Source organism: Streptomyces sp. NPDC053673 (assembly GCF_055585225.1).
Genome location: NZ_JBVJKN010000002.1, coordinates 252296 through 278317 on the forward strand (window position 1 = coordinate 252296; position 26022 = coordinate 278317).

The following is a 26022-nucleotide window of genomic DNA, read 5'->3' on the forward strand; positions in this document are numbered from 1 at the left end:
GAACTGTCCCCTTCCTCCAGGGGCGTTCCCACTGGGTGTCGATGTACTGGCTGCACTGTCTCGGCGCTCACCGCGCCGACGGACGCCGCGAAGTACGACGGCGACCACAGCGCAGGTAGCTTCGACCGCAGGTGCCCGAACTCCTCCCGCAACACGCGGGAGGTGAAGCCCACGGACTGGTTCGCGACGTACGAGGCCGACGACTTCGGGACGTGCGGGCACCGCACCACGTGCAGCCCGAGGTCATGCACGCCGCCGGAAAGCCGGCGAACCTTCCCGGTCACAGCCACACAGCGACCATACATACGTCGCAGATATGTCAAGCCCTGGTCCCCTGAACCCCACACGTACGTGTGAGGGGGCAGCCCCGGCTACGCCGGTCCAGCCCCCAAGGGGGCATTCGATTCCCCCACCGGCTGAAGCCGGTGGTCCCCTCGAAGGAGACCTGATGGACTTCGAGTTCAGCCGCGACGACCAGGCCTTCCGGCGGGACGCCCGCGCCTGGCTGGGGGCCCACCTCATCGGTGAGTTCGCGGCCACCGCAGGCCGCGGCGGCCCCGGCAGCGAGCACGAGCGGGCCGCCACCCGCCTCGCCTGGGAGCAGGAACTCGGGCGGGACGGCTGGATCGGGCTCGGCTGGGACGCGGACCACGGCAACCGGCGGGCCACCCTCACCCAGCAGGTCGTATGGGCCGAGGAGTACGCCCGCGCCCGCGCCCCCGGCCGGGTCGGGCACATCGGGGAGAACCTGCTCGCGCCCACCCTGATCGCCTACGGCAGCAAGGAGCAGCAGGCCCGCTTCCTGCCGGGCATCGCGCGCGGCGAGGAGCTGTGGTGCCAGGGTTACAGCGAGCCCGGCGCCGGCTCGGACCTCGCGTCGCTCCGTACCGTTGCCGTGCGGGACGGCGACGGATACCGGGTGACCGGCCAGAAGATCTGGACCTCGCTCGCCCGGGAGGCCCACTGGTGCTTCGTGCTCGCCCGCACCGAGCCCGGCTCGGCCCGCCACCACGGGCTGTCGTTCCTGCTCGTGCCGATGGACCAGCCGGGCCGCGTCGACGTACGGCCCATCCGGCAGATGTCGGGGACCAGCGAGTTCAACGAGGTCTTCCTCGACGGGGCCGAGGCCGCCGAAGTGGTCGGCGGCGAGGGCAACGGCTGGCAGGTCGCGATGGGCCTGCTCGCGCTGGAACGGGGCGTCTCCACGCTCGTCCAGCAGATCGGCTTCGAGGAGGAGCTGGCCCGGATCGTACGACTAGCGGTCGACAGCGGCGCCGTCACCGACCCGGTGCTCCGCGACCGCCTCGTACGCCAGTGGGCCGAACTGCGCACCATGAGATGGAACGCCCTGCGCACACTGGGCGGTCCGGACGACCCCGGCGCGCCGAGCGTCGCCAAACTGCTGTGGGGCAGCTGGCACCAGCGGCTCGGCGAGCTGGCCATGGCCGTACGGGGCGCGGCCGCCGCGTCCGGGCCGGGCGCGTGGTCGCCCGCGTACGAACTCGACGCACTGCAGCGGCTGTTCCTCTTCACCCGCGCCGACACGATCTACGGCGGCTCGGACGAGATCCAGCGGAACATCATCGCCGAGCGCGTGCTCGGCCTACCCAGGGAGCTGCGGTGAGAGGTGTCGTGTTCGACGGTGTGCGGGTCGAGGTGGTCGACGACCTGGAGATACGGGACCCGGGCCCGGGCGAGGTGCTGGTCGCCGTGGCCGCGGCCGGGCTGTGCCACAGCGATCTGTCGGTGATCGACGGGACGATCCCGTTCCCCGCGCCGGTGGTTCTCGGGCACGAGGGCGCGGGTGTCGTCGAGGCGGTCGGCCCGGGCGTCACCCATGTCGCGCCCGGCGACCACGTGTCGCTGTCGACGCTCGCCAACTGCGGGGCGTGCGCCGAGTGCGACCGGGGCCGGCCGACGATGTGCCGCAAGGCGATCGGGAGGCCGGGGCAGCCGTTCTCACGGGCCGGGAAGCCACTGTTCCAGTTCGCGTCCAACTCGGCGTTCGCGGAACGGACACTGGTGCAGGCCGTCCAGGCGGTGAAGATCCCCGACAGCATCCCGCTCATGTCCGCCGCGCTGATCGGCTGCGGCGTCCTCACCGGCGTCGGGGCCGTGCTCAACCGGGCGAAGGTCGCACTGGGGGACACCGTCGTCGTCATCGGGACCGGCGGCATCGGCCTCAATGTGCTGCAGGGCGCGCGGATCGCGGGCGCGCTCACGATCGTCGCGGTCGACGCGAATCCGGCGAAGGAGGAGGCGGCACGGCTCTTCGGCGCGACGCACTTCCTCACGTCGGTGGACGGGGTACGGGAGATCCTCCCCGACGGCGCCGCGCACGTCTTCGAGTGCGTCGGCCACACGGGACTGGTCCGACAGGCGATCGACCTGCTCGACCGGCACGGGCAGGCCGTCCTGCTCGGCATGCCCGCCCCGACGGCGGAGGCGACGTTCCTCCCGGCGGCGATGTTCCTCGACAAGTCGATCCTGGGCTGCCGATACGGCTCCTCGCGCCCGCAGCACGACATCGCCCTCTATGCGCGGCTGTACCAGGAGGGACGGCTGCTGCTCGACGAGCTGGTTACCGAGACGTACCCGGTGGAGGACTTCGCGAAGGCGGCGGACGACGCGGAGCACGGGCGGGTGGCGCGGGGGGTGCTCACCTTCGGCTGAGCCGGGGGCTTGCCCTCGGCTCAGCCGGGGGCTCGTATTCGGCCGGGGTACCGTCCCCGTGCGCCCGCGCCTCCTACGGGTGTGCCAGCGGACGGCACCCCGAGACCGTCCACGTCTCCGGCTGATGCGGATTCAGCCCATGGTGGGCGCGGGGTGGTCCGGTGAGTCGAGCCATGCGGTGTGCCGGCTGTCATGAGTCACGGTCATGCCGAAGCGGTCAGGGTCGGGTCTGCCGACGTGGCGCCACCACCAATGGGCCGCCTCGACTTCGCTCCACAGCCGTCGGGGGCCGTGTTCCCACACGGTGAACCGCTCGTCGGTCCGGCCGTACCAGTCCACGGCCGCCCAGGACGTGGCGTCGGTGGTGGCGAGCCAGAGCCGGGAGGCGACGCCGCCGACGTCGGGGTTGTCGTGCCGGGTCCGCCAGACGTTGCGGAGCTGGAGCCCGATGGCGAACTGGGCCGCCCAGTCGTCTCCTGTCACCGCCCATGGCGACAGGCGCGTGACGGACTCGGCGGGCACATGCTCGTCCCGGACCACATCGCGGTAGATCCGCAGGTCCGTGCGCTGATTGCGCATGAGCATGAACGCCGAGTGCGGGGAGAACGCGACAACGACCTGTGGGCGCTGCCCGGAGGCGGCATGGATCTCACGGATTCCCTGCCCGGAACGGCCGTTCGCGAGGTCAAGGAAGAGACCGGCTTGGATGTGGAGGTCACGGGTCTGGTCGGCACGTATACCGACCCGAAGCACATCATCGCCTACACAGACGGCGAGGTACGTCGGCAGTTCAACGTTTGCTTCACCGCCCGGATCACCGGCGGCCAACTGGCGATCTCCGACGAGTCCACGGAACTCCGGTTCGTTCGCGCGGAGGAGCTTGAGGAACTACCGATGCATCACACGCAGCGCCTTCGACTCCAGCACTTCCTGGATCACCGCGACCAGCCGTATCTCGGCTGACAGCAAAAGTGGCTGAACGGCAATGGCGGCCGACAGCAAACACAGCCCGCAGTAAGGGGTTGAGCCCGCCCGCGGGGTGGCGGATAGCGTCGGTCCATGTCGTACCGAGAGATCATCAGCAGACCCGTCCTCGTCTGGGGAGCCGTCGCCGTCGGCGCGCGGATGCCGGTGGCGATGGCGCCGCTCGCGATGGTGTTTCTGGTGCGCGAGCGGCCCGGGGGCTACACCCTGGGGGCCGTGCTCGCCGCCGTGTACGTCGTCGGGGAGATCATCGGGGCGCCGGTGCTCGGGATGCGGATGCGGGCGGAGCGGGCGAGGCCGCAGCTGGCGGCCGGACTCGCGGTGGGCGCGTGCGGGTTCGGGGCGCTCGGCATCCTGCACTCGGCACATCCTGTGGTGCTCGGCGCGTGCGCCTTCCTCGCCGGGGCAGGGCCGGCCGCGGCACCGGGCGGGCTGCGGGCCCTGCTCACCAGCCTGGTGCCGGAACGGGCCGTGGCCCAGGCGATGAGCCTGGAGACGGTCCTCACCTTCGGCATCTGGGCGGCCTCGCCCGCCATCGCCGCCGCGCTCGCGCTGGGTGTCGCGCCGTACGCGCCGCTGCTGCTCGTCTCCGCGCTGATGGCCGCGTCCGTCGGCGGATTGTGGGCGCTGCCCGTGGGCTGGAGTTCGGGCGAGGACGACCGCGCCGGCCAACCCATGCTGCGGATCATGGCGCGGGCCTGGCCGGTGTACGTCACCGGCGCCGCGAGCATGACCCTGCTCGCCCTCGCCGAACTCGTTCTCCCCGCACTCCTGGAGCAGCGCGGCATCGGCATCGGCTGGGCGGGTCCGCTCCTCGCCGGCCTGTCGATCGGCTCGGCGGCGGGCGCATTCGTGTACGGGCTGCGCACCTGGCCGGGCCGGCTGCCGACGCAGAGCCTGTTCCTGCTGCTCGTCATCGCGGGCTGCGTGGCCCTGGCCGCCGTCGCCCCGGGCACGCCCTGGATCGCGGCGTGCCTCACGGTCGCCGGTGTCCTCCAGGCGGGCGCGATGCTCAGCCGCAATCTGACCCTCCGCGAGGTTCTGCCGCCGAGCGCCCTCGCGGCCGGGTACTCGGTGATGTACGCGGCGGTGGGCGCGGGTTACGCCGCGAGCGGCACCCTCGCCGGCGGCCTGCTGAAGGTCGTCGCCCCTTCGACCGCGATCCTCGCGGGTGTCGGTCTCACGCTGCTGCTCACGGTGGTGGGCGCGGTGGGAGAACGACACACGTCCCGCGCGGCGCGTGCCGCGGCACCCGGACCGTCGTCACTGCCCGGTGCGGAGCGGGCGACGGGCGACCGGGAGCCGACGCGCTAGAACCGCGTCCGGCGTCCCTTGACCGGGGCTCCGCAACCGGGGCTCCACCGCGGCACTCGCGCTTCAGGGGGTGTGGGGTCTGGGGCCCCATCCCCAGCCGCACCATCAGTGCACCGTCAGTGCGGCGTCGCCGTGCGGAACGTGCGGCGGTAGACCGTCGGTGGGACGCCGAGCGCGGCCTGGACGTGCTGGCGCATGGACTGGGCGGTGCCGAAGCCCGCGTCGCGGGCGACCCGGTCCATGGAGAGTTCCGTGGACTCCAGCAGGTGCCGGGCGCGCTCCACGCGTTGCTGGGTGAGCCACTGGCCGGGGCTGACGCCGGCCTCCTCGCGGAAGCGGCGCGTGAAGGTGCGTACGGACATGGACTCCTGCTCGGCGAGGTCGCGCAGCTGGATCGGTTCATGGAGATGGGCCAGCGCCCAGGCGCGTGCGTCCGAGGTCGTCGCGAGCTGCGGCTCGGGGACGGGCCGGTGGATGTACTGGGCCTGGCCGCCGTCACGGTGCGGCGGGACGATCGTACGGCGCGCCACGTCGTTGGCGACCGCCGTGCCGTGGTCGCGGCGCACGATGTGCAGGCACAGGTCGATGCCCGCGGCCACGCCCGCCGAGGTGAGGACGTCGCCGTCGTCGATGAAGAGGACGTCCGCGTCGACCTTGACGGCCGGGAACAGCCGCTGGAAGTGCTCGGCGGCCGACCAGTGCGTCGTGGCGGGCCGCCCGTCGAGGAACCCCGCCGCGGCCAGTACGTACCCGCCCGTGCAGATGGACACCAGCCGCGTGCCGGGCCGCAGCCCCGCGAAGGCGGCGGCCAGCTCCCGGGTGAGCCGGCCCTCCTTGTAGACGGGGCCGAGTTCGTACGACGCGGGCACGATCACGGTGTCGGCGGTGGCCAGTGCCTCAGGACCGTTCTCGACGAGCACGGCGAAATCGGCGTCCGTACGGACCGGGCCGGGCGGGCGCACCGAGCAGGTGACGACGTCGTACAGCTTCCGCCCCCACGGGTCGGCCGCGCGGCCGAAGATGCGCTGCGGAATACCCAGCTCGAAGGGGAGGCAGCCGTCGAGGGCGAGGACGACGACCCGGTGCGGCGGTGTGCTGCCCATCGGCTGTGTCGGCGGCATCGGCTGCTTCGGCTGTGTCGGCGGCGTCAGCTGTATCGACTGCTTCGACTGCTTCGGCGGCATCGACTGCGTCGGCTGCTGCGTAGAGGCCATGGCCCGATCCTATCGAATGCTGTCCTTCGGGCCACTCGCCCGCGATCACCAGCCCCCGGATGCTGGGTGACGTGACCCAGACAAGCGATCTCCCCACCGCCGCCCCGGCCCCGGAAGCCGTCCGTCGCCCCTTTCGCATCCACCGCGCGTGGTTCGTCGTCGCCGTCACCTTTGTGGCGATCATCGGCGCCGCCGCCTTCCGCTCGCTGCCGGGGCTGCTGATCGACCCGCTGCAGCAGGAGTTCGGCTGGTCGCGCGGCACGATCGGGCTCGCGGTCTCCATCAACCTCGCGCTGTACGGGCTCACCGCACCGTTCGCCGCCGCGCTGATGGACCGGTACGGCATCCGCAAGGTCGTCGCCGTGGCGCTGACGGTCATCGCGCTCGGCTCGGGCCTGACGGTGTGGATGACGGCGGCCTGGCAGCTGCTGCTCACCTGGGGGCTGCTCGTCGGGCTCGGCACCGGCTCGATGGCGCTGGCCTTCGCGGCGACGGTGACGAACCGCTGGTTCACCGAACGCCGTGGCCTGGTCACCGGCGTCCTGACGGCGGCCGCGGCCTCCGGGCAGCTGATCTTCCTGCCCCTGCTGTCGTGGATCGTCCAGGAGCACCACTGGCGCCCGGCCGCCGTCACGGTCGCGCTGGCCGCGCTCGCCGTCGTTCCGTTCGTATGGCTGCTGCTGCGGGACCACCCGGCGGACGTGGGCCTCGCCCCGTACGGAGCCACGGCGTTCGTCCCCAAGCCGCCCCCGGTGCCGGGCGCCGCCCGCCGTACGCTCGCGGTCCTCTTCTCGGCCGCCCGCACCGGCCCCTTCTGGCTGCTGGCCGGCACCTTCGCGATCTGCGGCGCCTCGACGAACGGCCTCGTCCAGACCCACTTCGTCCCCGCTGCCCACGACCACGGCATGCCGATCACGGCGGCTGCCTCGCTGCTCGCGGTGATCGGCGTCTTCGACGTCGTCGGCACGATCGCCTCCGGCTGGTTCACGGACCGCTTCGACGCGCGACGGCTGCTGGCCGTCTACTACGCGCTGCGCGGCATCTCGCTGCTCTTCCTGCCGATGCTGCTCGCCCCGTCCGTACAACCGCCGATGATCTTCTTCATCGTCTTCTACGGCCTCGACTGGGTGGCCACCGTCCCGCCGACGATCGCCCTGTGCCGTGAGCACTACGGCGACGACAGCGCGATCGTCTTCGGCTGGGTCCTCGCCTCCCACCAGGTCGGCGCGGCGATCGTCGCCTTCGCGGGCGGTCTGGCGCGGGACGTCTTCCATTCGTACGACGTGGTCTGGTACGCGTCGGGCGCGCTGTGCGCGGCGGCGGCGCTGATGGCGCTGGTGATCAGGCGGCGGCGGGTGGCACCGGCGATGGCGGCACCGGCGGTCTGACGCGCGTGGCGGCCTTACCGGAAACGGGGTGAATCGCATCCGATGCAACATTCCGTCGATGTTGCATGTGCCCGTTCAGGGTGAGGTGTTCATTGCCCATTTGCGCGGCGGAGGCGGCTCGGTGCAGATGCCGGCGGCTCGTGGGTCCCAGGCGCTGACCCTCAGGCGCTGAACCGGCCGAAGCGCCCCCGGTGGAACAGGAGTGGTTCCCCCTCCGGCTCCGCGCCCAGCGCCTCCACCCGCCCCACCACGATCAGATGGTCACCGCCCGTGTGGACCGTGCGGATCGTGCAGTCGATCCAGGCCGGTACGGAGTCGAGCCGCGGCGATCCCGTCATGGGGGCGGGCGCGTGGGAGACGCCCGCGAACTTGTCCGCGCCGCTCACCGCGAAGGCGCGGCACAGCTCGCCCTGCCCGGCGCCCAGGATGTTGACGCAGAACGCCCCGGCGCGGGCGATGCGCGGCCAGGTCGTCGACGTACGGGCGACCATGAAGGCGACCAGGGGCGGGTCGAGGGACAGGGAGGCGAAGGACTGGCAGGCGAAGCCGGCGGGGCTGTCGTCCTCGGGGTCCTGGGCCGTGATCACGGTGACGCCGCTCGCGAAGTGGCCGAGCACGCGGCGGAATTCGCCGGAGTCGACCGGCAGCCGCTCGTCGTCGCCGACGGTCCGCAGCTCCGGGCGCGGCAGGGCGTCGAACGGCTCGGTGGCCGCGGGGGCGCCCACCGACCTGAGGTAGCGGACGGCGGTGGCCGCCATCCCGGCATGTCCCATCACCCCTCCATTGAAGCTGACGGATCGTCAGATCGGAAGGGGCTTGCCGCCGGCTGTGCCGGTGTCCGGCAGGCACCTTCCGGTCCGGCCGGCCTGGGCCTGGAGTCTTCTCCCACTGGCACGGCCCCGACCCGCACACGCGCTGGGCAGCCGTCGCCGACTCGGCCGCTCCGCAGGCGGCGGCGTGACCGCCCGCGGAGCGGAGCTGTGGAGCATGCGGAGCCGGGCTCCACAACGGTCAGTTGGTGAAGTACAGGTACTTCCAGCCGCCGTGCGTGGTGTAGTTGGCGCTGTCGCCCGACGAGGGGTCGATGTACGACGAGCGCACGCGGGCGCGGATGCCGGCTTGCCCCGGCGCCCCGAGGTTCACCCGGGAGACCCCGCTGGTGCTCAGCGCGAAGTACTCGCTGCTGCTGTACCACTGGCCCTGGTAGTACACCTGGAGCTCCAGCCGCTGCTTGCGGCCCGCGTAGTACGACATGGTCGTGGTGACCAGCGGGTTCGCGGTCTTGCGGAAGTAGTGGTGCCCGACGCCGTTGATCGTGGCCGTCTTGTAGTGCCCGGACAGCGTCGTCGCGATCCGCACCTTTGCGTACGCGGTCGACTTCACGGTCTTCGATGCATAGCGGGCGTCGCCCGCGAACACGGCCGTGACTGTGGTGTCACGGGTCATGTCCACCACCACCGACAGGTAGCCGTTGGCGTCAACCGTCCCCCGCCTGAGCAGCCGCTTGGGTGCGTCGGCGCCGTACGGGTCGGTCCAGATCTCGACGACGCGGTTCTTGTACGTGTTGCCGAGCCGGGCCGTGAACTTCACGTCGGCGCCCTGTGCGTGGACAGTGCCGTTCTGGTTCAGTGTGAGCGAGACCGCCGCACGGGAGACCTCGACCGACGAGGACCCGGAGGCCGCGGCGCGCGTCGCGTCGCCGGAGTACGACACCTTGTAGGTGACCTTTCCGCCGACCAGCGGGGTGTCGGCGAACGAGAACGCGCCCGCGGCGTCCGTCTTCACCGGAGCCAGCGTCCTGCCCGCCGGGGTCTCCAGGTCGAACCGGGTCACGGTCAGCGGCGTCCCGGCCGGCAGCGGCACGGTCGCGGTGACCTTGCCCTTGACCGTGAGCGCCTGCGCCCGGCTCGCAGTGGACGGGGCGGTCACCGTGATCTGCGGCACCGACTTGGTGGCGTCGGTGAAGGAACGCAGCGAGTACACGCCCTGGTTGTTGCCGGACACCGCGAACAGGCGGCGCCCCGCCGGCTCCCAGGCCAGGGCGCCTTCGGCGAGGGTGTCGGCGCCGCTGGAGGTCCCGGTGTTGGGGAAGTCGTAACGCCGCACCGGGCTCGTGCCACCGGGCAGGAAGACGTGCACGTCCGGCTCGTACCACGAGTCCGTGCCGGCCGCGACCGCGCCGTCGGCGGCGACGGCAACACCGTTCGCGTAATGCGTCTTGGTCTCGTACGCGCCGGCTTCGGACAGGTCGGAACTCTGCCAGACCGTGTGGGTGCCACCCGGCGTCGCGGTGATGATCTTGCTGCCGTCCGGGGTGAACGCGGCGTCGGCGATCCGGCCGGAGGCACCGGCCGCCGCGGTCTGGGTCGCCTGGCCCGACGTGACGTCGTACACGCGCAGCGCGCCGGGCGAGCCGTACCGGTCCGCCGCCGCGAGCTTGCCGGGTGCGCCCGGAGCAGCGGCCAGCAGCGGTGCGCTGTACCAGCCGCTGGCCTGCGCCTGGTCGAGAGTCACGACAGGCTCGGTGCCGGCCATGTCCAGCGAGCCGATGTCGCCGTCGCCGGCCGGGCCGTACCCGAACCAGACCTTGTCACCGACGATGGCGAGGCTCCGCGGGTCGGTACCGCTGCCGATGGGAAACCGGCCGGTCACGGCGGCAGTCGCCGTGTCGAGCGCCACGATGGTGTCACTGCCGGGGACGGCCGCGTACAGGCGGTCCGACGCAGCATTGAGAGCGAGTCCCTCCACGCCGGGCAGCGCGCTGACAGTCGCGAGGACCGTGCCGGCGTAGTCGGTGGAGATGATCTGGCCCCGCTGCGGATCGCTGATGAAGACGCGCTGGTGCGCGCCGTCCACGACGATGTCGCCGACGGCGGAGAGCGGAAGGACCTTGGCGGAGTCGGCTGCTGCCGTGCCCGCCGTGCTCGCGGCCAGTGCCACCGAGCTGAAGAGGACCGCGAGCGCGGTCGCGGCTGAGGTGCTGCGCATGCGCACAGTGATTCGTACCCCCACGAAGAAATCCGGCACAAGGCCGGGAGAAGAAGAAAGACAGCGCGCGATCCCCCCACGTCGCTCATCGACGCGTGATGCGCGGCCGAGCGCAGCCTATGGCATGGCAATGACACCTGAGGAGCCGGTTTTCGTGCCGGTGGGCAGCCGGCCCAAGCCTTCCGCCACTGATCGAAGAGACACCAGCTGCGTCTATGCCCACGCGTGTTCGAGGGAGGCGGATCCGGACGCGGGGGACCTGCGGATCCTGCGGAAGGACTGACGTCGGTGGGTGCTGCGGCGGCAGCCGAGTAGCGTGGCGGCGGAGAGCAGCGGCGGTTACGGGGCAGCGGCAGGACGGGCGCGACCGCGGTGACTGTGGAGCGGCGGCAGGACGGGCGCGACCGCGGCGGTTACGGAGCAGCAGAAGGGCATCGCATTGTTCATCAAGGTCTGTGGTCTGCGAACCGAGCAGGACGTGGACACCGCCGTCGAGGCGGGCGCCGACGCGATCGGCTTCGTCTTCGCCGACAGCCCGCGCCGCGTGGACGCCGAGACCGCACACCGGCTGGCACGGCGCGTACCGGAGGGGACCATGACGGTCGGAGTCTTCCGCGACCAGCCCCTGGAGGAGGTCCGGGAGTTGCTGAACGCGAGCGGGATGCGCGCCGTACAGCTGCACGGGCACGAGGACCTCGCCTTCTACGACGCGCTGCGGCCGGCCGGGCGGACCCTGATCCGGGGGGTCGCCGTACGGGGCGACGTGCCGCGTCACGGGGAGCGCGGCGAGGACATCCTGCTGCTCGACGCTCCGGTGCCGGGCGCGGGCGAGGTGTGGGACTGGTCGCGGAGCCGGCTGCCGACGCCCGGCCTGCCGTGGCTGCTCGCCGGGGGACTCGGTCCGCACAATGTGGCGGAGGCGGTGCGTGGGGCCCGTCCATGGGGTGTGGACGTCTCCAGCGGGATCGAGATCAGCCGGGGCGTCAAGAGCCCCGAGCTGATCACGGCGTTCATCGCCGCCGCCCGCAGCGCCGATAGGAAGTGACGGGTGCTGGGCGCCGTCCAGCCCTGACGCCGACGGCGAGGCGCTGACGGCGAGGCGCCGACGACCGAGATGATCCCGCTGTTCTGACAGCGCCGAGGCTCTGAAGTGGCTCGTGGCCGAAGCCCCGAGCGGTCCGGCGACGCCGAGGGCGAACCCGCCTCGGGATGGGTCAGGCAGGCACGTCGGCGTCGCCGCTGCCCGCACCGTTTCGGCGAACCGGGGCGCCGCCTCGCCCCGGTTGTCCGCTGAGGCGAGGCGGCTGTGTGTGACTTGGTCAGTGGTGGGCGAACATGACCTTGGTGATGAGGGCGCCGCCTGTCGCGCTCACCTTGATGCGGATCTTCGGTGTGGCTGCGCTGTTGCCCCAGGGCACCTTGATGAAGGTGGTCTCCTGGTCGTCGCCGCCCGCGATGACGCCGGCCTTGTACCACGTGCCTTTGCCGTTCGGCGCGATGCCGAACACCTCGACCTGACTGCGCTGCCGCTCGAAGAGCCTGTCGCCCCACAGCTCGTAGGTGAACGTGGTGGTCTTCGTACCTCCGATGAACGCGCAGTCGGAGAGTCCTACAGACCACCCGCCGGGGTGGCCGACGGCAGAGCCCTGGCAGCGCTTGGACTTCTGCTGGGCGGCCGCCACGTTGGCGATGCTGTCGCTGGGCTTTCCGGAGGAGGCGGTCGTGAAGAGGCCGGTGCTGGTACCGGCGGTGACGCCGCCGGTCAGCAGGCCCGCGGCAGCAACGGCCACCGCCAGCGAGCGGGTCTTCCGGGATCGTGCGATACGCATGCTGATGCTCCTTGAGCTCAGGGCTGGTGCGGGATGAGCCGGGCTTGTTGACGTGGCCTCGGCTGTGGTTGCGCCTGCCTGCGGTCGTCGACACCAGCGGGCGGCAGGGCCGACCCGGCAGCGCGTGACGGCGCCTTCGACTGGGGGCGCCGCCTGGCGGTGCGGGGCGGTGCAAGAAGCCTCGCCGCCGGGTCGGGGCCCGGGCAAGGAAGTGCGGCGGCCGGGACAGTCCGGAGTCGTCTGTGCTGGTCAGATGGGGTGTCCGAGCGTATTTCCCCCACCGCCGCCAGCGGTTTTCCACCGGCGGACGGACCCGGACTGTCCCGGACTCCTGAAGATCTGGCGGGACACCTTCGAGGCGGAAGAGCCTCCTTCTCGGGCCGCGAACTACGGGGCCCCTGAAGGAGGTTGTCATGGCACAGCAGACGTTGACGATGCCCGGCCGACAGGCACCGAGGCGGGCAGGGGCCCCGGTTTCCCACAGGCGCCCGCGGGCCCGTGCGTCTCGCAGGAGCGGCGAGCGGGAGGTGTGGTGGGCGATTCCGTTCCTGATGGTGCTGTTCGCGCTGTTCCTGTTGCTCGGTGCGGGCCTGGCCGTACACGAGCCGGACGGGTCGTCGTCGGCTGGGCGGCCGCCGGCGAGTCTCGAGCCTCAGGACCCCACCGCACCCGAGCCGCCGCTGCCGCACCCGGTGGAGAACCCCGACAAGCCGGCCGAGCCCCGCCCCGGCCGGGACGCGGCCAGGCCCGCCGCGGTGAAGAAGGTCGCGCTGCGGCCTGGTGACACCCTCTACGCCCAGGCCCAGAAGCACGGCACGAGCGTCGAAGCCCTCCAGAAGCTGAACAACCTGGGTGCCTCGACCCTGATCTACGCCGACGACACCCTGCGCGTGCCGTCCGCAGCCGGCCCCGCCGGTCATGAGCCGAGGGGCGATGCGTCCCACCTGCCCGCGCCTGCGCCGAAGAAGCCCGGTACCGCGGGCAAGAAGCGGCCCGCGAAGGGCGGCGCCGCGGCGGTCGCCTTCGCCAAGGCCCAGGTGGGCAAGCCCTACGTCTGGGGCGGCACCGGGCCGCGTGGGTTCGACTGCTCGGGCCTGGTGATGCGCGCGTGGCAGAAGGCCGGGGTGCAACTGCCGCGCACCACCTGGGACCAGGTCGACGCCGGGAAAGCCACCACCCGCGCCAAGCTCGTCCCCGGCGACCTGGTCATCACCCGCGGCGGCGGCCACGTCCAGCTCTACATCGGCGACGGCAGGGTCATCCACGCCCCTCGCCCCGGACGCACCGTCACCGTCGCACCGCTGACGGATCCCTCCGACGTCGTCAGCTACCGCCACATCACCCGCTGATCGCGGAGAGGACGACGTCGGCGACGCGCTGCCACGCGCCACGCTCTCCAGCGCGCTGGCATGGCAGGACCTCCCCCGCGAAGAGCTCCTGATCGCCTTCGTCCGCGCCTGCGGCGGCGACGCCGCCACCATCGACGCCTGGGTGCAGGCCCGCCGCCGTCAGCCCGCTGTGAACCGCCTCAGCCAGAAGCTGGGCCAGAACCCGAGTTCCGGCGCGGTGGTGTCGGCACTTGGCCGTGTTTGAGAACTCCCGCCTGGCCCGCGACGCCTGGCACGCACTCCCCCGTAGCCCTTCGGGCACGGGAGGTGCCCCCACGCTGCGTTGTCGGAGTCATCCACGTACGTCCAGTACGAGGATGATCTCCCCCAGAGCTGCGCCTGGGAGGTGCCCCCACCGCCTTGCGACTGCACGCACCAGACGCCGCGAGCCCCGCCCTACGGGCGGACGGCGCTGGTTCTCAAACACGGCCTAGCGCCCGCGGTACGTGGGCGTGCGGCGTTCGACGAAGGCCGCCACGCCCTCGTTCGCGTCGGCGGTGGTCATGTTGATCTCCACCGCCGATGCCTCGGCGGCGAACGCGGTGGCGCGGTCGGTGTCGAGAGACGCGTTCACGAGCTGCTTGGTGAGGGCGAGGGCCCGCGTCGGGCCCTGGGCGAGCCGTTCGCCCCATTCACGGGCGGTCTTCTCCAGCTCCTCCGCCGCCACGACCCGGTTGACCAGTCCCATCCGCTCGGCGTCGGCCGCCGGCAGCGCGTCCCCGAAGAACATCAGCTCCTTGGCGCGCTGCGGCCCGATCAGCCGCGGCAGGAGATACGCGCCGCCACCGTCCGGGACGAGCCCGCGCCGTACGAACACCTCGATGAACCGGGCGGATTCGGCCGCCAGGACCAGATCGCAGGCGAACGCGAGATGGGCGCCGATACCCGCGGCCGTCCCGTTCACCGCTGCGATCACCGGCTTCTCGCAGTCCAGTACGGCCGCGATGAAGCGCTGCGCGCCGAGCCGGATCGTACGGGCGACATCGCCCGGCACGCGCTCCCCGGACGAGGGCGCCCCGCGCAGGTCCGCTCCGGCGCAGAAGCCCTTGCCGGTGGCGGTGATCACGACGGCCCGTACCTCCGGGTCGGCGGAGGCGTCGGAGAGCAGCGCGATGATCCGCTCCCGCTGGGCCCAGGTGACGGCGTTCATGGCTGCGGGCCGGTTGAGGGTGATCCACGAGACGCCGTTGTCAGTGGCGTGCAGTACCAATGACTCAACGGACTCTTCGGGGGGAGAAGTCATGGGGGTGCGGCTCCGGTTCGTCTTCGTCTTCGTTCTCGTTCTTGTTCTGATCGTCGTCGTGTTCGGCCTGGTGGTGCTCGTCGGCCGGGCGGTCTTCGTCGGCGCGGCGGTCTTCGTCGGCCTGGCGGTCGTCCTTCGCTCAGCGGCAAACGGCGAGCGCGTCCAGCGCCACCGCTCCCTGCCCACGCGGCAGCACCATCAGCGGGTTGATGTCCAGCTCGGAGAGGTCCCCGCCGAGCTCGAGCGCCATCCGCTGGACCCGCAGGACGACCTCGACGAGCGCGTCCACATCCACCGGAGGCCCGCCCCTGACCCCGTCCAGCAGGGCCCGCCCGCGCAGTTCGCCGAGCATCGAGCGGGCCTGGTCCTCGCCGAACGGCGGGACGCGGACCGCCACGTCCTGGAGCACCTCCACCAGTACCCCGCCCAGGCCGACCGTCACCGTCGGCCCGAAGAGGGCGTCCTGTGTGACGCCGACGACCATCTCGACGCCCCGCTCCACCATCTGGCAGACCAGGATCCCGTCCAGGTCGACGTCCTCGTAGCGGGCGATGTCGGTCAGATCGCGATAGGCGTCGCGCACCTGGCTGGCCGAGGTCAGCCCGATCTTCACCAGGCCGAGCTCGGTCTTGTGCGCGAGCCGGGTGCCGGACGCCTTCATCACCACCGGATAGCCGACCAGGCCCGCGGCCCGTACCGCCGCCGCCGCGCTGGTCACCAGCTGCTCGCGCGGTACGCGAATGCCGTACGCCCGCAGCAACTGCTTGGCGGAGTGCTCGCTGAGGCGGTGGCCGGGGCGGAGCAGGGCCTGTGCCTTGCGGAAGGAGGGGGAGAGGGTGCGGGGCGCCTCGTCGAAGGGGGAGCGGTAGCCGGTGGTGAAGCGGTGGTGGTCGAGGTAGGCCTTGACCGCGGTGATGCAGTTGCCGAACGTGCGGAAGGTGGCCACCCGCGAGGAGCCGAGCAGTGTGGTGCGGTACGCCTCCTCCGTACCGACCGGCGAGCCCCACACCACGCACACCAGCTTGTCCGTCGACTCGGCCGCGTCCACGAGGTCCTGGGCGAGCTTGTCGCTCATGGGCGGGAAGGGACCGGTGATCGGGCAGATCAGCACGCCGACCTGCGGGTCGGCGAGGATCGCGTTGATGATCTTCGGGCCGCGCCAGTCGCCCACAGGGTGCCCGCCGTTGTCCACGGGATTGGCGACGTTCAGATACTCCGGTATCCACTGGTGCAGCTCTGCCTGCTTGGCCTCGGACAGCGGCGGCAGCCGCAGCCCGGCCGCGGTCGCGAGATCCGAGAAGTGCGCGCCCGTGCCGCCGGAGATCGAATAGACGACGACGCCGTCGGTCCGGGGTTTGCGTGCCCGTGCCAGCAGGGCAGCGGTGTCCTGGAGTTCGTCGAGCCCGTCGACGCGGATCACTCCGTACTGCCGCATCGCCGCGTCCACGACCTGGTCGGCGCCGGTGAGTTTGCCGGTGTGTGAGGCGGCCATGCGTGCGCCGGTCTCGGTCCTGCCGACCTTGACTGCCACGACCGGGACGCCCGCGCGGGCCGCCCGGTCGGCGGCGAGCAGGAAGGAGCGTCCGTCCTTGAGCCCCTCCACGTAGCAGGCGATGGCCCCGACCTCGGGCCGGCCCGCGAAGTACGAGATGAAGTCGGCGGTCTCCAGGTCGGCCTCGTTGCCGGTGGGTGCCCAGTGGGAGAGCCGTACGCCCAGCTCCTGCAGGGTGAACACCGGGCGGCCCTGGTGGCCGGACTGGGTGATCAGCGCGATGGCGGGCCCTTCGAGGTCGTCGCGGAACGTCTCGAAGGCATTGAGGTTGGTGTTCGGTCCGAGCAGCCGCAGCCCGGAGCGCTCCACGGCCGCAGCGAGCCGCCGCTGGGCGGCCGCGCCCGCCTCACCGGTCTCGGCGAACCCTGACGCGAAGGCCACGGCGAACTTCACCTTTGTCTGGGCGAGTTCCTCGATCACGGGCAGCGGGTCGCCGACGAGCAGCACGGCGAGGTCGACCGGCTCGGGCAGGTCCGCGACGGAGGGGACGCAGGGCAGCCCGAAGACGGCGGTACGGGTCGGATGCACCGGATGCAGCCGGGCGCCCACGCGCTCGGCCCAGCCGATCAGCTGCCGGGTGATCCCGGTGTTCGGCCTGCCCTCGGCGTCGGAGGCGCCGATGACCGCGACGGACTCGGGCCGGAAGAACCGGTCGAGATCGGGGACGGGCGTGTACAGGGGGCGGCCGCTGACGTCCAGATCACCGGCGACGGCGGTGATCGCCGCGGTGTCGTGGACGGCGTTACGGGGCTGCTCTCCGCAGGCCACCACCCGGGCGCGGAGATCGGTCGTAAGGGTGCCGTGGGTCGATCCAAGCATCGTTCCGCCCGCTCCTTGCTCGTCGGCCAAGTCAACTGACGCATAGTCAGATTACAGAACTGACGAACAGTCAGGAACTGTCGTGCACGTACTGGCTACCGGGCGCCTGGTCCGCGCGGGACTCCGTAACGGTGCCCGGTGGCTCCCGGTCTCCTGCGCTCGGTGGCTCCCGGTCCCCGGGGCTCCGGCGTCCAGGACCCCGGGCGCCCGGCGCCGAGCCCATGGCTCCGGCTCCCGTGCTCCCCGATACCCCGCCTTCCGTGCTCCTCGCTCCCGTGTTCTCCGATTCCCGGCCTTCCGTGCTCGCTCCCGTGTTCCCCGATTCCCCGCCTTCCGTGCTCGCTCCCGTGTTCCCCGATTCCCCGCCTTCCGTGCTCGCTCCCGTGTTACCCGATTCCCGGCTTCAGCGCGCCAGAGCCCTGGCGATCTTCCGTGCGTCCAGAGCCATTTCGCGGAACATGCCGCTGATCGGATTGGTGAAGCCCGTGAAGTACAGGCCCGGGGTCTCGCGCGGGGCGCGGGCCCCGTGGACCGTCGGGCCGCCCCGGCCGTCCAGGACGCCGAGGTGACCCACCAGGGGTTCCAGGGCGCGGTCGTAGCCGGTGGCCGCGATCACCGCGTCCGGGGCGAGGCGAGAGCCGTCCGCCAGGACCACTTTGCCGTCGTCGAAGGAGTCGACCGCGGCGACCGGTTCCACCCGGCCCGCCCGCACCGCGTCGATCAGGCCGACGTCCTGGACCGGGATGGCCCCCTGGCGGACCCGGGAGTAGAGCCCCGTGTCCGGCCGGGGCAGCCCGTGCGCCGACAGATCGGGCACGAAGATCCGGCACATGAGGTCGCCCGCCTTGTCAGCCAGCCGGACCGGGAGGCGGCGCACCAGGATCCCGGTGCGCTGGGCGGGCCAGCCCGCCGTGGAGCGGCGCACGATGTGCGGGACGGTGCGCACGGCCAGTCGTACCCGGGCCGCGCCGCCCGCCATGAGGTCGACGGCGATCTCGGCGCCCGTGTTGCCGACGCCGACGACCAGGACGTCCTTGCCCGCGTAGGGAGCCGGATCGCGGTACGCGGAGGCGTGCAGCAGCTCGCCCGGGTACGTGTCCCGGCCCGGCCAGTCCGGTATGCGCGGGGTGTGGTTGTAGCCGGTGGCCACGACGACGGCCCGCCCGGTGAGCCGGCGCCCGCCGCTCGCGTGCAGCACCCAGTCGGTACCGACGGGCTCGATCCGGGAGACCTCCACCCCGGTGATCAGCTCCAGCTCGTGGAACTCCGCGTACTTCTCCAGGTAGCGGATCACATCGTCCCGGGCCACCCACCGTCCGAACTTCCGGGGTATGGCGAGCCCCGGCAGTGCCGACAGTCGCCGGGTCGTGTGCAGCCGCAGCCGGTCGTAGTGTCCGCGCCAGGACGCCCCGACGGACTCCGACTTCTCCAGGACGACGGCCCGTACGCCCCGCTCCCGCAGCGCGGCCGCGACGGCGAGGCCGCCGGGACCTGCGCCGATGACGTACACGGGGCGGTCGTTGGTGAGAGCCATGGGTCTGTGGTCGGGCATGGGCGCTGAGCGTAACGGGGTGCCGTTGCGAATCGGTCACGGTGGGCTACCTCTTGCGCTTCCGATGTTCCATCCGGTGAACTGACGTACCGTCAGATGACAGTGGGAGACGCGAGGGGAGGGGCCCGGAATGCAGACCGTCTGGCTCACCGGTGCCGAATGGCTTGCCGTCCTCCGCATCGGCCTCGGCCTGTGGTGGCTGGAGAGCTGGCGGCACAAGGACAAGAAGGGCTGGTTCGAACGCGGCACCGGCATCGCCTGGGCGGCCGACGTCGCCGCCAAGCACCGGTGGGAGCTGGTGCGATCCGGCTTCGACACGGTCGTCGCGCCCCGCCCGAAGGCCATGGCGTACGTCGTCGTCTACGCGGAGCTCGCCCTCGGCCTCGGCCTGATCGCCGGCTTCCTCACCCCGGTCGCCCTCGTCGGCGGCCTGCTCCTCAACCTCCTCTACCTGGTCCTGATGATCCACGACTGGGCCGAGCAGGGGCAGAACGCGATGATGGCGCTGATCTCGCTCGTCGCCCTCTTCGCGATGTCCTGGCAGACCTGGTCCCTCGACCACGCGATCGGACTGTTCTGATGACCGCGGCGACGCCCGACATCGACGACTTCACCCGGCCCTACTGGGACGCGGCGGCCGAAGGCCACCTGCTGATCCGTCGCTGCGGCGGGTGCGGGCGGGCTCACCACTATCCGCGCGAGTTCTGCCCGTACTGCTGGAGCGAGGACGTCATCTGGGAGCGGGCGAGCGGCCGCGCCACGCTCTACACATGGTCCGTCGTCCACCGCAACGACCTCCCGCCGTTCGGCGCCCGCACGCCCTACACGGCGGCCGTCGTCGACCTCGCCGAGGGCCCGCGCATGATGACGGAGATCGTGGAGTGCGCGGAGGCGGACCTGCGGATCGGGATGGAGCTGCAGGTGACCGTCCGTGCGGAGGAGGCGGACACCGGCGCCGCGATCGCGGTGCCGGTGTTCCGGCGTGTGAACTCTCCGGCCTGAACGCACGCAGGCTTTGAAATGGGCCGTTCGGCGAGCTTCTGCCACGTGCCGTACGCGGCAGTGAGGCTACCCAGCCGGAAGGTTGTGGACCTGGCTCACACCGGACCTCGGGCGGCCCCCGGGCAGCCGCCTGTCATCTCGCCGAGGTGGTGCAGGGTCGCCTCTCCGCGCACGCCGCGTACGCGGATGGCATCGAAGTGGTCGTCCAGCAGTCGGAGTTGGAGTCCGGACGAAGGCGGGGTGCCCGTAGCGGTGATCAGGGACCGCGAAGTTCGTAAACGGGATAGGGCACGACCATTCCGTCGACGGCGGGAAGGTCCGACGTGCCCACGTACTGGAAGCCAGCCTTGACCAGGACGCGCCCGGAGGCCGGATTGGCGGGGTGGTGCTTGGCCTCCAGCCGCTCCAGGCCGACGGTCGTGAAGGCGAATTCGACGACGTGCTTGGCAGCTTCGGTGGCGTATCCGTTCCCCCACATGTCCTCGCGCAGGATGTAGCTCAGGGTGCCGAGTCCCGGCTGACAGACGCGCAGGGACATCACGCCGATCAGATCGTCCTCCATCACGATGCCGAAGTCCCACCGCGGCCGAGGAATCGCGAGGGCCAGGTCCAGCGCCTTGGCGACACGGGCGCGGGCCTCCTCAGCCGTGTACGACCGGTCACGGGTGAACCGCACGGAGGCGCCGCTGTAGTGTTGGCGGCCGAAGGGCGATCTTCGGGGGACGGGGCCATGCACAGGTTGATCACGTGCTCGAACTGGGGGAAGGACCACGGTCGGACTTCTTCCAGAGGGACGCTACTCCCCCGGGCGATCACCTGGAGCTTCACCGTGCGTGCCACGGCATCCTCATAGGCCACAGGCCGCTGCCCGGTCCAGCACCAGAACAGCGAGGCGCCCATACCCCAGACATCGGCCGGCGGCCGGGCATGGATGTGGGTGTTGTCGCTGGTGCACAGGATCGCGTCGGCGACTTCGGGGGCGGTGGTGTGGGTGAGCGAGCCCCGGTACGGAAGATGACCGGAATCGTCGGGACCGCACGCCAAGGCGTAGTCGATCAGGTGCACGGTCCCCTCTTCGACGAGGGTATTCGTGGGCTGTACGTCGCCGTGGGCCCATCCGGCGGTGTGCAGGGTGGCGAGGCGCTGCGCCCAAGTTCGAGCGACGCCGAGAAGCCACGGCCGTACGGAGGGACGGTCTCCTTCCGATCCGCGCGCCAAGGCGAGTGCGTGCCACAGCGGGACGCCGTCTAGCCATTGCACCGCGAGCCACCGGCCGCCCTGCCACGGCCCGGCGTCGATCCGGTACGAGGGATCGATGGCGTCCGCCTTCGTGAGGCGGAGAAGGTTGCGGTCCTCTTGCTCAAGCTCTGCGACCTTGTCCCAGGAGCCTTCGTCGTGGGGCACGTTTGCCTTCAGCGCCAGGGACACGCGTGGGGTGGTCACCTTCCAGGCCCGGGAACCGCGCCGGTCGCTGAGGGGATCCGCGGTAAGCGGCGAACCGAACCGTTCGGCCAGAAGGTCCGTCGCCTCACGCGGGGGTGCCGTCATGACAGGAGTCCCTTCGCCCATGTCCGTACCGCCTTCCAGTCCTGTGGGAGATCCTTGAACACATCGCGCCCGTCATCCACCGCGACCGCCACGGCGGCGGCAAGATCCGGTGTCGCTGCCAGAAAACGGGGATCGCGGGGACGTACCGCCACCCGTACCGGAAGGAACGAGACCGGCGGCGCCGGGATACCGCGCCCCTCCCGGTCGGTGCGCGCTTCGCCCGCCCGGAACTTCCCGAACATCAGCCCCACCGGCCCGTACAGGTTCTTCAGCGCCCAGTGCGGCCACACCAGCAGCTCCTCGTGACCTCCGAGGATGACGATGTTCTCGCAGACGAGCGCGCCGTGCCGTCGCGTCGCGAAAGGCCGCACCCACTCGGCGGCCTGCGCCCCCGCGCGGAAGACCCCCGCTTCGACGTCCTCGCCGCACCCCACCGTTTCGTACACCGTCCAGCCGGTCAGACCAAGCGCCACCGAGGGGCCGAGGTAGGGACAGAAGGCGGACACCGCTTCCACGTACGGCGCGATGTCCACGGTCTTCGGGCTTGTTGTACGGGCCTCAACGAGGCGGAGCGCCCCAGCGGTGGACCGGAGCGCTCCATCAGCGTGCGCGCTGATCACCGGCGCGCGGCCTTCGCCCGCTTCGGAACGACATCGGCACCGTCGCCAGGGACCGGGGAGCAGTCCCACTCGGCGGCCACGACGCCGGTTTCCCGGTACCGCGTCATGACCGCCTCGTTGACTTGGCCGTCCTTGTCGGTGAACCAGACCTCGGGCAGCGGGCCGAACATCTCCTCGTACGCGCGTACCCAGGAGATTTCTCCCACGCCTTTGAGGGGCACGTGGCCGAGCGGCATGCCGGCCGTCGCGGTGCAGAACTCGGCGTACTCCAGGATCTGGAGCATTCGGTGCCATTCGGCGTCGATCGCCCCGGAGAACATCTCCGTCGGACGCTCGTCGCCGTCGCGGAAGCGGTGACCGGTGACGGTGAAGAACCGTCCCAGCTCGACGCGCTCCGGGGCGAGGGTGATGCTCATGGTGGTGGTCCTCTCCATTGGGTTCGAGTGGCACTGGAGGTGGCGCCGGGTGCCTGAGAGAAGCTCCCGGTGCCGGTACCGTCCGGCCCGACCTGTCCAGGGCTGTTCCGGGCGGAGCCTGTGGGCTATCTGCTGGGATCTCCGGTGAGGGCCAGGGCAACGGCGAGGACGCTGACCAGAGCCACGTAGAGGCAGAGGGCTAATCGCTGACGCACGGCGAGATGATCTGCACGTTGTTTGGGTGGGTGGACCATTCGACGCCGTTCGCGGCCTTGATGTAGGCGACGCGCACGTACCGGTTGCCGCTGACCTTCTCGCGGACGATTGCGGTCAGTTCGCCTTCCCCCTTCGAGGCGATGTCGCGTACTTTGCGGCCGATTCTCGGGTCTCGCTCGTGCCCGAAGGCGTCCATCACAGGTCGCCCTCTTCCCGCTCGACGTCGGTCTTCTTGTCACGGCGCAGGAACTTCTCCCAGCCGCTCTCGGCGCGGGCTGCCAGCTCGGCGCTGGGGCCTCGCGGAGGCTCGGGGATGCCGCGCAGGCGCATGCTCGCGCCCGGGGTACGGCGAGGGAGGGGCGCCGTCATGGCTCACTCCTCGGTCGTGGGTGGAGGGCCGTCGGTCCCCGACGGGGGACACGGAGACCGACGGCCGTTCTTGAAGCCACCCGGGGCTGCTAGGGAGCGGCCGTGGCCGGTCCTGGTGGCTTACAGACAGTCAACGCCTTGTCACAGCCATGCGAATATCGCTGATGCGGTACCCGCATACGGATATGCGCGAAGCGGGTACGCGCGCCTGACGTCGACGGTCGAAACTCGTAGCGTGGGGGTAGCAGTTGAACTGGCAGTCACCGGTGGTCAGAGATGCGTCCCGGTCGGGCGACTACGGCAGGGTCATCGAGCTGACCCGGAAGTCGGCCCGCATGACTCAAAGGCAGCTGGGAGAGGCTTGTGGCCTCTCGCAGTCTGCGGTGTCCCGGCTGGAGAAGCGCGGGACCGGCTCGTACGGGACGGACATCCTGGCGGCCGTGGCCGCGCATCTGGAGATCCCGGCCCGGGTCCTCGGTCTCGCCGAACAGCACCTGTTACGAGATGGAACAGAGCAAGTGGAACGACGCGGATTCCTCAGCGGAGTGGCCGCTGTAGCGGCTGCACCCATACTCGGCGTTCTGCCGCGCGCTGATGGCGACGGCGGACAGGTCGCCGCCCTTCGGCTGAACACCTTTGCGTACAGGAGACTGGACAGCTCCACACCGTCACGTGATCTTTCCGAGGCGGTCCGGTCCCATATCAGGTTGATCCAGACCGTGACGCGGGACGCCGGGACCGACCAAGGCCGTGACCGCCTTGCCGCAGTAGGCAGCGAGGCTGCGAGTCTGGCGGGGTGGCTGGCATGGGACATGGGTGACAACGGATCTGCCCGCTCCTGGTACGGCTCGGCGATCCGCGCGGCGCGATTAGCCCGTGATCCACTTCTCGCTGCCTATCAGGCGGGCAGCCTCGCGCAGTTCGAAGCCCACTCCGGTAACGGAGTCCTGGCACTCAGTCTCGCCCACAACGCCCGGAGGCTTCTCGGACCCGACCGCCCCGCCGTGTCCGACGCATGGCTGTCCTCCGTCGAAGCCCTCGCCCACGCCGCGAACGGAGACAAGCGGGGAGCGGACCGCTCGCTCGCCCGCAGCCGGGCGGTAGCGGAGACACTGTCCGCTGAAGAGCCGCCTCCATGGCCCTGGGTTTTCCAGTTCGACAGTGTCAAGGTTGCCGCCTGCCGGGTCAGCTGCGGGGCCAAGTTGGGGCTTGCGAATTGGGTGCTGACCGACGACACAGAAGCGCTGGCCACCGGCCACGCCAAACAGCGCGCCCTGGTCGTGCTCGATCTCGCCGCCGGCCACCTTGCGGCCGGAAGAATCGAGGCCGCCTTCGCCCTCGCGTCCCGGGCCGTCGACACCGGCCTTCAGTACCGATCCGGGCGCATCATTGAGCGTGCCCGGGATGTGCGCCGATCCTTGGTCCTGGCGTCACCGCCCAAGGTCGTGCGTGAATTCGACGAGCGCCTCCACGGCGTCTACCTGTAGGAGGGGACCGTTTATGCATGTGGGGATCACCGGCCACCGAGGGCTGAGCCGAGAGGTGGAGCACAGGGTTCGGCAGATGCTCGACGAGACCATCAGCCAGTACCAGGCGGCCGAACTGGTCGGCATCTCGTGTATTGCGGATGGGCCCGATTCCTGGTTCGCGGAGGCCGTGTTGGCACACGGCGGACGCCTCGAAGTCGTCATCCCCGCAGAGGAGTATCGGGAGAGTCTGCCCGAGAACCATTGGCCTCTCTACGACAAGCTCATGCACCATGCCGTCGAGGTTCACCAGACCGGCATGACCGCATCCGACTCGCAGGCGCACATGTCGGGCAGTGAGATCCTGGTCGGACTGGCCGACGAGCTGCTTGCAGTGTGGGACGGAAAGCCCGCATGGGGGTACGGTGGCACGGCCGATGTCGTTGCCTACGCCGAGCGGAACGGCGTCCCGGTACGGCTGTTGTGGCCAGAGGGAGCGACTCGCGGCTGAGCCACGGTCACCTCGTACCCGCCGGATTGGTTGATCCACATCCGCGGTTCCAAGGTCCCCAACGGTCCCGCCTTCGCCGTCAGGCCCGTCGCCTGGACCGTCTTCGGCGTGACCGCCGCAACTCGCTGAGCCCTTACCCTCCGACCGCGCGCTCCGCGATGAGCGCGCCCAGCCCGTCCAGGATGCGTTCCAGGCCGAACTCCAGGGCCTGGTCCTGGCCGCCCGACTCGGCCGCCGACCGCATCGCGGACAGCAGTGCCGGGTAGTGGTCGCCGTGGTCGCGCATCACCGTGCCCAGCGCGGCGTGGAACTGGGCCTCGGGGTTGTCCGACGGGCCGGCCGCGCGGGCCTGTTGGGCGATGCCGCGGACGTGGCTGGTGAGCAGGACCACCGCGTCCATCCGCTCGCCACCGGTGAGGCCGGTGCCGTCCAGGGCGGTGAGGGCCTGTTCCACCCAGGCCAGCTCCTTCGGGCCCATGAGCCGCGGGCCGACCGTGGCGTCGAGCAGCCAGGGGTGGTGCTGGAAGACCGCGACCAGGCGGCGGGACCAGTCCGCGAGACCCGTCCGCCAGTCGGCCGGTGCGGCCTCCTCGGCCGGTGCGGCCTCCTCGGGCGGTGCGGCTCCCTCGGCCGGCGCCGCTGACCCGGCCGGGGCCTCGTCGATCGCCGTCTCCACCATCAGTGCCACCAGCTCCGCCTTGCCGGGCACGTACCGGTACAGCGACATCTTCGTGAAGCCGAGCAGCTCCGCCACCCGCTGCATGGAAAGAGCCGCGAGCCCCTCGGCGTCCGCGATCCCGATGCCCGCCCGCGCGATTCGGTCCAGGCTCAGCGCCGGCTTCGGGCCCCGCTTGGGCTGTGGATGCGGGCCCCAGAGGAGTCGCATCAGCTCGTTCGGACGGTCGGTCATGGCTCGCTCTCCAGCTTTTC

General features: G+C 71.1%; 26 protein-coding genes and 1 pseudogene. 11 read left to right on the forward strand and 16 right to left on the reverse strand.

Annotation, left to right across the window (positions count from 1 at the left end; translation table 11 throughout):
• Nucleotides 1-73: 73 nt before the first annotated feature.
• Nucleotides 74-305 (reverse strand): annotated as a pseudogene (locus tag ACZ6ZQ_RS04390) (transposase); the annotation flags it as partial.
• 143 nt (nt 306-448) lie between these two features.
• On the opposite strand from ACZ6ZQ_RS04390, the gene ACZ6ZQ_RS04395 reads away from it, so the two are divergent.
• The gene (locus tag ACZ6ZQ_RS04395) at nt 449-1624 is read left to right on the forward strand and encodes an acyl-CoA dehydrogenase family protein (RefSeq protein WP_469767040.1); all 1176 of its coding nucleotides are present in this window, start codon (nt 449-451) and stop codon (nt 1622-1624) included.
• The gene (locus tag ACZ6ZQ_RS04400) at nt 1621-2673 is read left to right on the forward strand and encodes a Zn-dependent alcohol dehydrogenase (protein WP_469767041.1); all 1053 of its coding nucleotides are present in this window, start codon (nt 1621-1623) and stop codon (nt 2671-2673) included. The genes ACZ6ZQ_RS04395 and ACZ6ZQ_RS04400 overlap by 4 nt, the downstream gene beginning before the upstream one ends.
• Nucleotides 2674-2805: 132 nt before the next feature.
• On the opposite strand, the gene ACZ6ZQ_RS04405 is transcribed toward ACZ6ZQ_RS04400, so the two are convergent.
• Complete coding sequence (locus tag ACZ6ZQ_RS04405) at nt 2806-3195, reverse strand: hypothetical protein (protein WP_469767042.1); 390 nt, start codon at nt 3193-3195, stop codon at nt 2806-2808.
• On the opposite strand from ACZ6ZQ_RS04405, the gene ACZ6ZQ_RS04410 reads away from it, so the two are divergent.
• Both ACZ6ZQ_RS04410 and ACZ6ZQ_RS04415 read left to right on the forward strand, forming a co-directional pair.
• Entirely contained in the window at nt 3196-3636 is a 441-nt protein-coding gene (locus ACZ6ZQ_RS04410; protein WP_469767043.1) for an NUDIX hydrolase, read from the forward strand.
• A gap of 96 nt (nt 3637-3732) precedes the next feature.
• Nucleotides 3733-4971, forward strand: a complete 1239-nt coding sequence (locus ACZ6ZQ_RS04415) for an MFS transporter (protein WP_469767044.1) — start codon at nt 3733-3735, stop codon at nt 4969-4971.
• 116 nt (nt 4972-5087) lie between these two features.
• On the opposite strand, the gene ACZ6ZQ_RS04420 is transcribed toward ACZ6ZQ_RS04415, so the two are convergent.
• On the reverse strand, nt 5088-6092 hold the full coding sequence (locus ACZ6ZQ_RS04420; RefSeq protein WP_469767311.1) for a GlxA family transcriptional regulator: 1005 nt from the start codon (nt 6090-6092) through the stop codon (nt 5088-5090).
• A gap of 152 nt (nt 6093-6244) precedes the next feature.
• Between ACZ6ZQ_RS04420 and ACZ6ZQ_RS04425 the strand changes: the two genes are divergently transcribed.
• Nucleotides 6245-7573, forward strand: coding sequence for an MFS transporter (locus ACZ6ZQ_RS04425; RefSeq protein WP_469767045.1), 1329 nt, complete (start codon nt 6245-6247; stop codon nt 7571-7573).
• Between the two features lie 161 nt (nt 7574-7734).
• Here the strand turns inward: ACZ6ZQ_RS04425 and ACZ6ZQ_RS04430 are convergent, their stop codons facing one another.
• Both ACZ6ZQ_RS04430 and ACZ6ZQ_RS04435 read right to left on the reverse strand, forming a co-directional pair.
• Nucleotides 7735-8331 (reverse strand): flavin reductase family protein, encoded by a 597-nt coding sequence (locus ACZ6ZQ_RS04430; protein ID WP_469767312.1) that lies wholly within the window; start codon nt 8329-8331, stop codon nt 7735-7737.
• Nucleotides 8332-8584: 253 nt separating this feature from the next.
• The gene (locus ACZ6ZQ_RS04435) at nt 8585-10561 is read right to left on the reverse strand and encodes a YncE family protein (protein ID WP_469767046.1); all 1977 of its coding nucleotides are present in this window, start codon (nt 10559-10561) and stop codon (nt 8585-8587) included.
• A 433-nt stretch (nt 10562-10994) separates the two neighbouring features.
• Here ACZ6ZQ_RS04435 and ACZ6ZQ_RS04440 point away from each other — a divergent pair, with 433 nt between their 5' ends.
• Nucleotides 10995-11606 carry a phosphoribosylanthranilate isomerase gene (locus tag ACZ6ZQ_RS04440; protein WP_469767313.1) on the forward strand — a complete coding sequence of 204 codons (612 nt, stop codon included), beginning with the start codon at nt 10995-10997 and terminating at the stop codon, nt 11604-11606.
• A gap of 274 nt (nt 11607-11880) precedes the next feature.
• Here the strand turns inward: ACZ6ZQ_RS04440 and ACZ6ZQ_RS04445 are convergent, their stop codons facing one another.
• The gene (locus ACZ6ZQ_RS04445; protein WP_469767047.1) at nt 11881-12390 is read right to left on the reverse strand and encodes a hypothetical protein; all 510 of its coding nucleotides are present in this window, start codon (nt 12388-12390) and stop codon (nt 11881-11883) included.
• Between the two features lie 527 nt (nt 12391-12917).
• Between ACZ6ZQ_RS04445 and ACZ6ZQ_RS04450 the strand changes: the two genes are divergently transcribed.
• Entirely contained in the window at nt 12918-13739 is an 822-nt protein-coding gene (locus ACZ6ZQ_RS04450) for a C40 family peptidase (RefSeq protein ID WP_469767048.1), read from the forward strand.
• A 469-nt stretch (nt 13740-14208) separates the two neighbouring features.
• On the opposite strand, the gene ACZ6ZQ_RS04455 is transcribed toward ACZ6ZQ_RS04450, so the two are convergent.
• The 3 genes from ACZ6ZQ_RS04455 to ACZ6ZQ_RS04465 form a co-directional block, all read right to left on the reverse strand.
• A complete protein-coding gene (locus ACZ6ZQ_RS04455; RefSeq protein ID WP_469767049.1) occupies nt 14209-15021 on the reverse strand; it encodes an enoyl-CoA hydratase/isomerase family protein in 813 nt (270 codons plus the stop codon).
• 139 nt (nt 15022-15160) lie between these two features.
• Entirely contained in the window at nt 15161-17392 is a 2232-nt protein-coding gene (locus tag ACZ6ZQ_RS04460; protein WP_469767050.1) for an acetate--CoA ligase family protein, read from the reverse strand.
• A 403-nt stretch (nt 17393-17795) separates the two neighbouring features.
• Complete coding sequence (locus ACZ6ZQ_RS04465; RefSeq protein ID WP_469767051.1) at nt 17796-18944, reverse strand: flavin-containing monooxygenase; 1149 nt, start codon at nt 18942-18944, stop codon at nt 17796-17798.
• A gap of 130 nt (nt 18945-19074) precedes the next feature.
• Between ACZ6ZQ_RS04465 and ACZ6ZQ_RS04470 the strand changes: the two genes are divergently transcribed.
• Both ACZ6ZQ_RS04470 and ACZ6ZQ_RS04475 read left to right on the forward strand, forming a co-directional pair.
• Nucleotides 19075-19524 carry a DoxX family protein gene (locus ACZ6ZQ_RS04470; protein ID WP_469767052.1) on the forward strand — a complete coding sequence of 150 codons (450 nt, stop codon included), beginning with the start codon at nt 19075-19077 and terminating at the stop codon, nt 19522-19524.
• Nucleotides 19524-19946, forward strand: a complete 423-nt coding sequence (locus tag ACZ6ZQ_RS04475; protein WP_469767053.1) for a Zn-ribbon domain-containing OB-fold protein — start codon at nt 19524-19526, stop codon at nt 19944-19946. The genes ACZ6ZQ_RS04470 and ACZ6ZQ_RS04475 overlap by 1 nt, the downstream gene beginning before the upstream one ends.
• Nucleotides 19947-20202: 256 nt before the next feature.
• Here the strand turns inward: ACZ6ZQ_RS04475 and ACZ6ZQ_RS04480 are convergent, their stop codons facing one another.
• The 6 genes from ACZ6ZQ_RS04480 to ACZ6ZQ_RS04505 form a co-directional block, all read right to left on the reverse strand.
• On the reverse strand, nt 20203-20622 hold the full coding sequence (locus ACZ6ZQ_RS04480) for a GNAT family N-acetyltransferase (RefSeq protein WP_469767054.1): 420 nt from the start codon (nt 20620-20622) through the stop codon (nt 20203-20205).
• Nucleotides 20508-21374, reverse strand: a complete 867-nt coding sequence (locus ACZ6ZQ_RS04485) for a protein kinase domain-containing protein (protein ID WP_469767055.1) — start codon at nt 21372-21374, stop codon at nt 20508-20510. The genes ACZ6ZQ_RS04480 and ACZ6ZQ_RS04485 overlap by 115 nt, the downstream gene beginning before the upstream one ends.
• 116 nt (nt 21375-21490) lie before the next feature.
• Entirely contained in the window at nt 21491-22111 is a 621-nt protein-coding gene (locus ACZ6ZQ_RS04490) for a hypothetical protein (protein ID WP_469767314.1), read from the reverse strand.
• Nucleotides 22111-22530: a glycine-rich domain-containing protein gene (locus ACZ6ZQ_RS04495; RefSeq protein WP_469767056.1), complete on the reverse strand. Its 420-nt coding sequence runs from the start codon at nt 22528-22530 to the stop codon at nt 22111-22113. The genes ACZ6ZQ_RS04490 and ACZ6ZQ_RS04495 overlap by 1 nt, the downstream gene beginning before the upstream one ends.
• Before the next feature lie 199 nt (nt 22531-22729).
• Nucleotides 22730-22942: a hypothetical protein gene (locus ACZ6ZQ_RS04500; protein ID WP_469767315.1), complete on the reverse strand. Its 213-nt coding sequence runs from the start codon at nt 22940-22942 to the stop codon at nt 22730-22732.
• Nucleotides 22942-23115, reverse strand: coding sequence for a hypothetical protein (locus ACZ6ZQ_RS04505; RefSeq protein ID WP_469767057.1), 174 nt, complete (start codon nt 23113-23115; stop codon nt 22942-22944). Before ACZ6ZQ_RS04505 ends, ACZ6ZQ_RS04500 begins: the two co-directional genes overlap by 1 nt.
• A gap of 266 nt (nt 23116-23381) precedes the next feature.
• On the opposite strand from ACZ6ZQ_RS04505, the gene ACZ6ZQ_RS04510 reads away from it, so the two are divergent.
• The gene (locus ACZ6ZQ_RS04510; protein WP_469767316.1) at nt 23382-24602 is read left to right on the forward strand and encodes a helix-turn-helix domain-containing protein; all 1221 of its coding nucleotides are present in this window, start codon (nt 23382-23384) and stop codon (nt 24600-24602) included.
• A gap of 13 nt (nt 24603-24615) precedes the next feature.
• Nucleotides 24616-25092 (forward strand): hypothetical protein, encoded by a 477-nt coding sequence (locus ACZ6ZQ_RS04515; RefSeq protein ID WP_469767058.1) that lies wholly within the window; start codon nt 24616-24618, stop codon nt 25090-25092.
• 133 nt (nt 25093-25225) lie between these two features.
• Here the strand turns inward: ACZ6ZQ_RS04515 and ACZ6ZQ_RS04520 are convergent, their stop codons facing one another.
• On the reverse strand, nt 25226-26002 hold the full coding sequence (locus ACZ6ZQ_RS04520) for a TetR/AcrR family transcriptional regulator (RefSeq protein WP_469767059.1): 777 nt from the start codon (nt 26000-26002) through the stop codon (nt 25226-25228).
• Nucleotides 26003-26022: the final 20 nt, after the last annotated feature.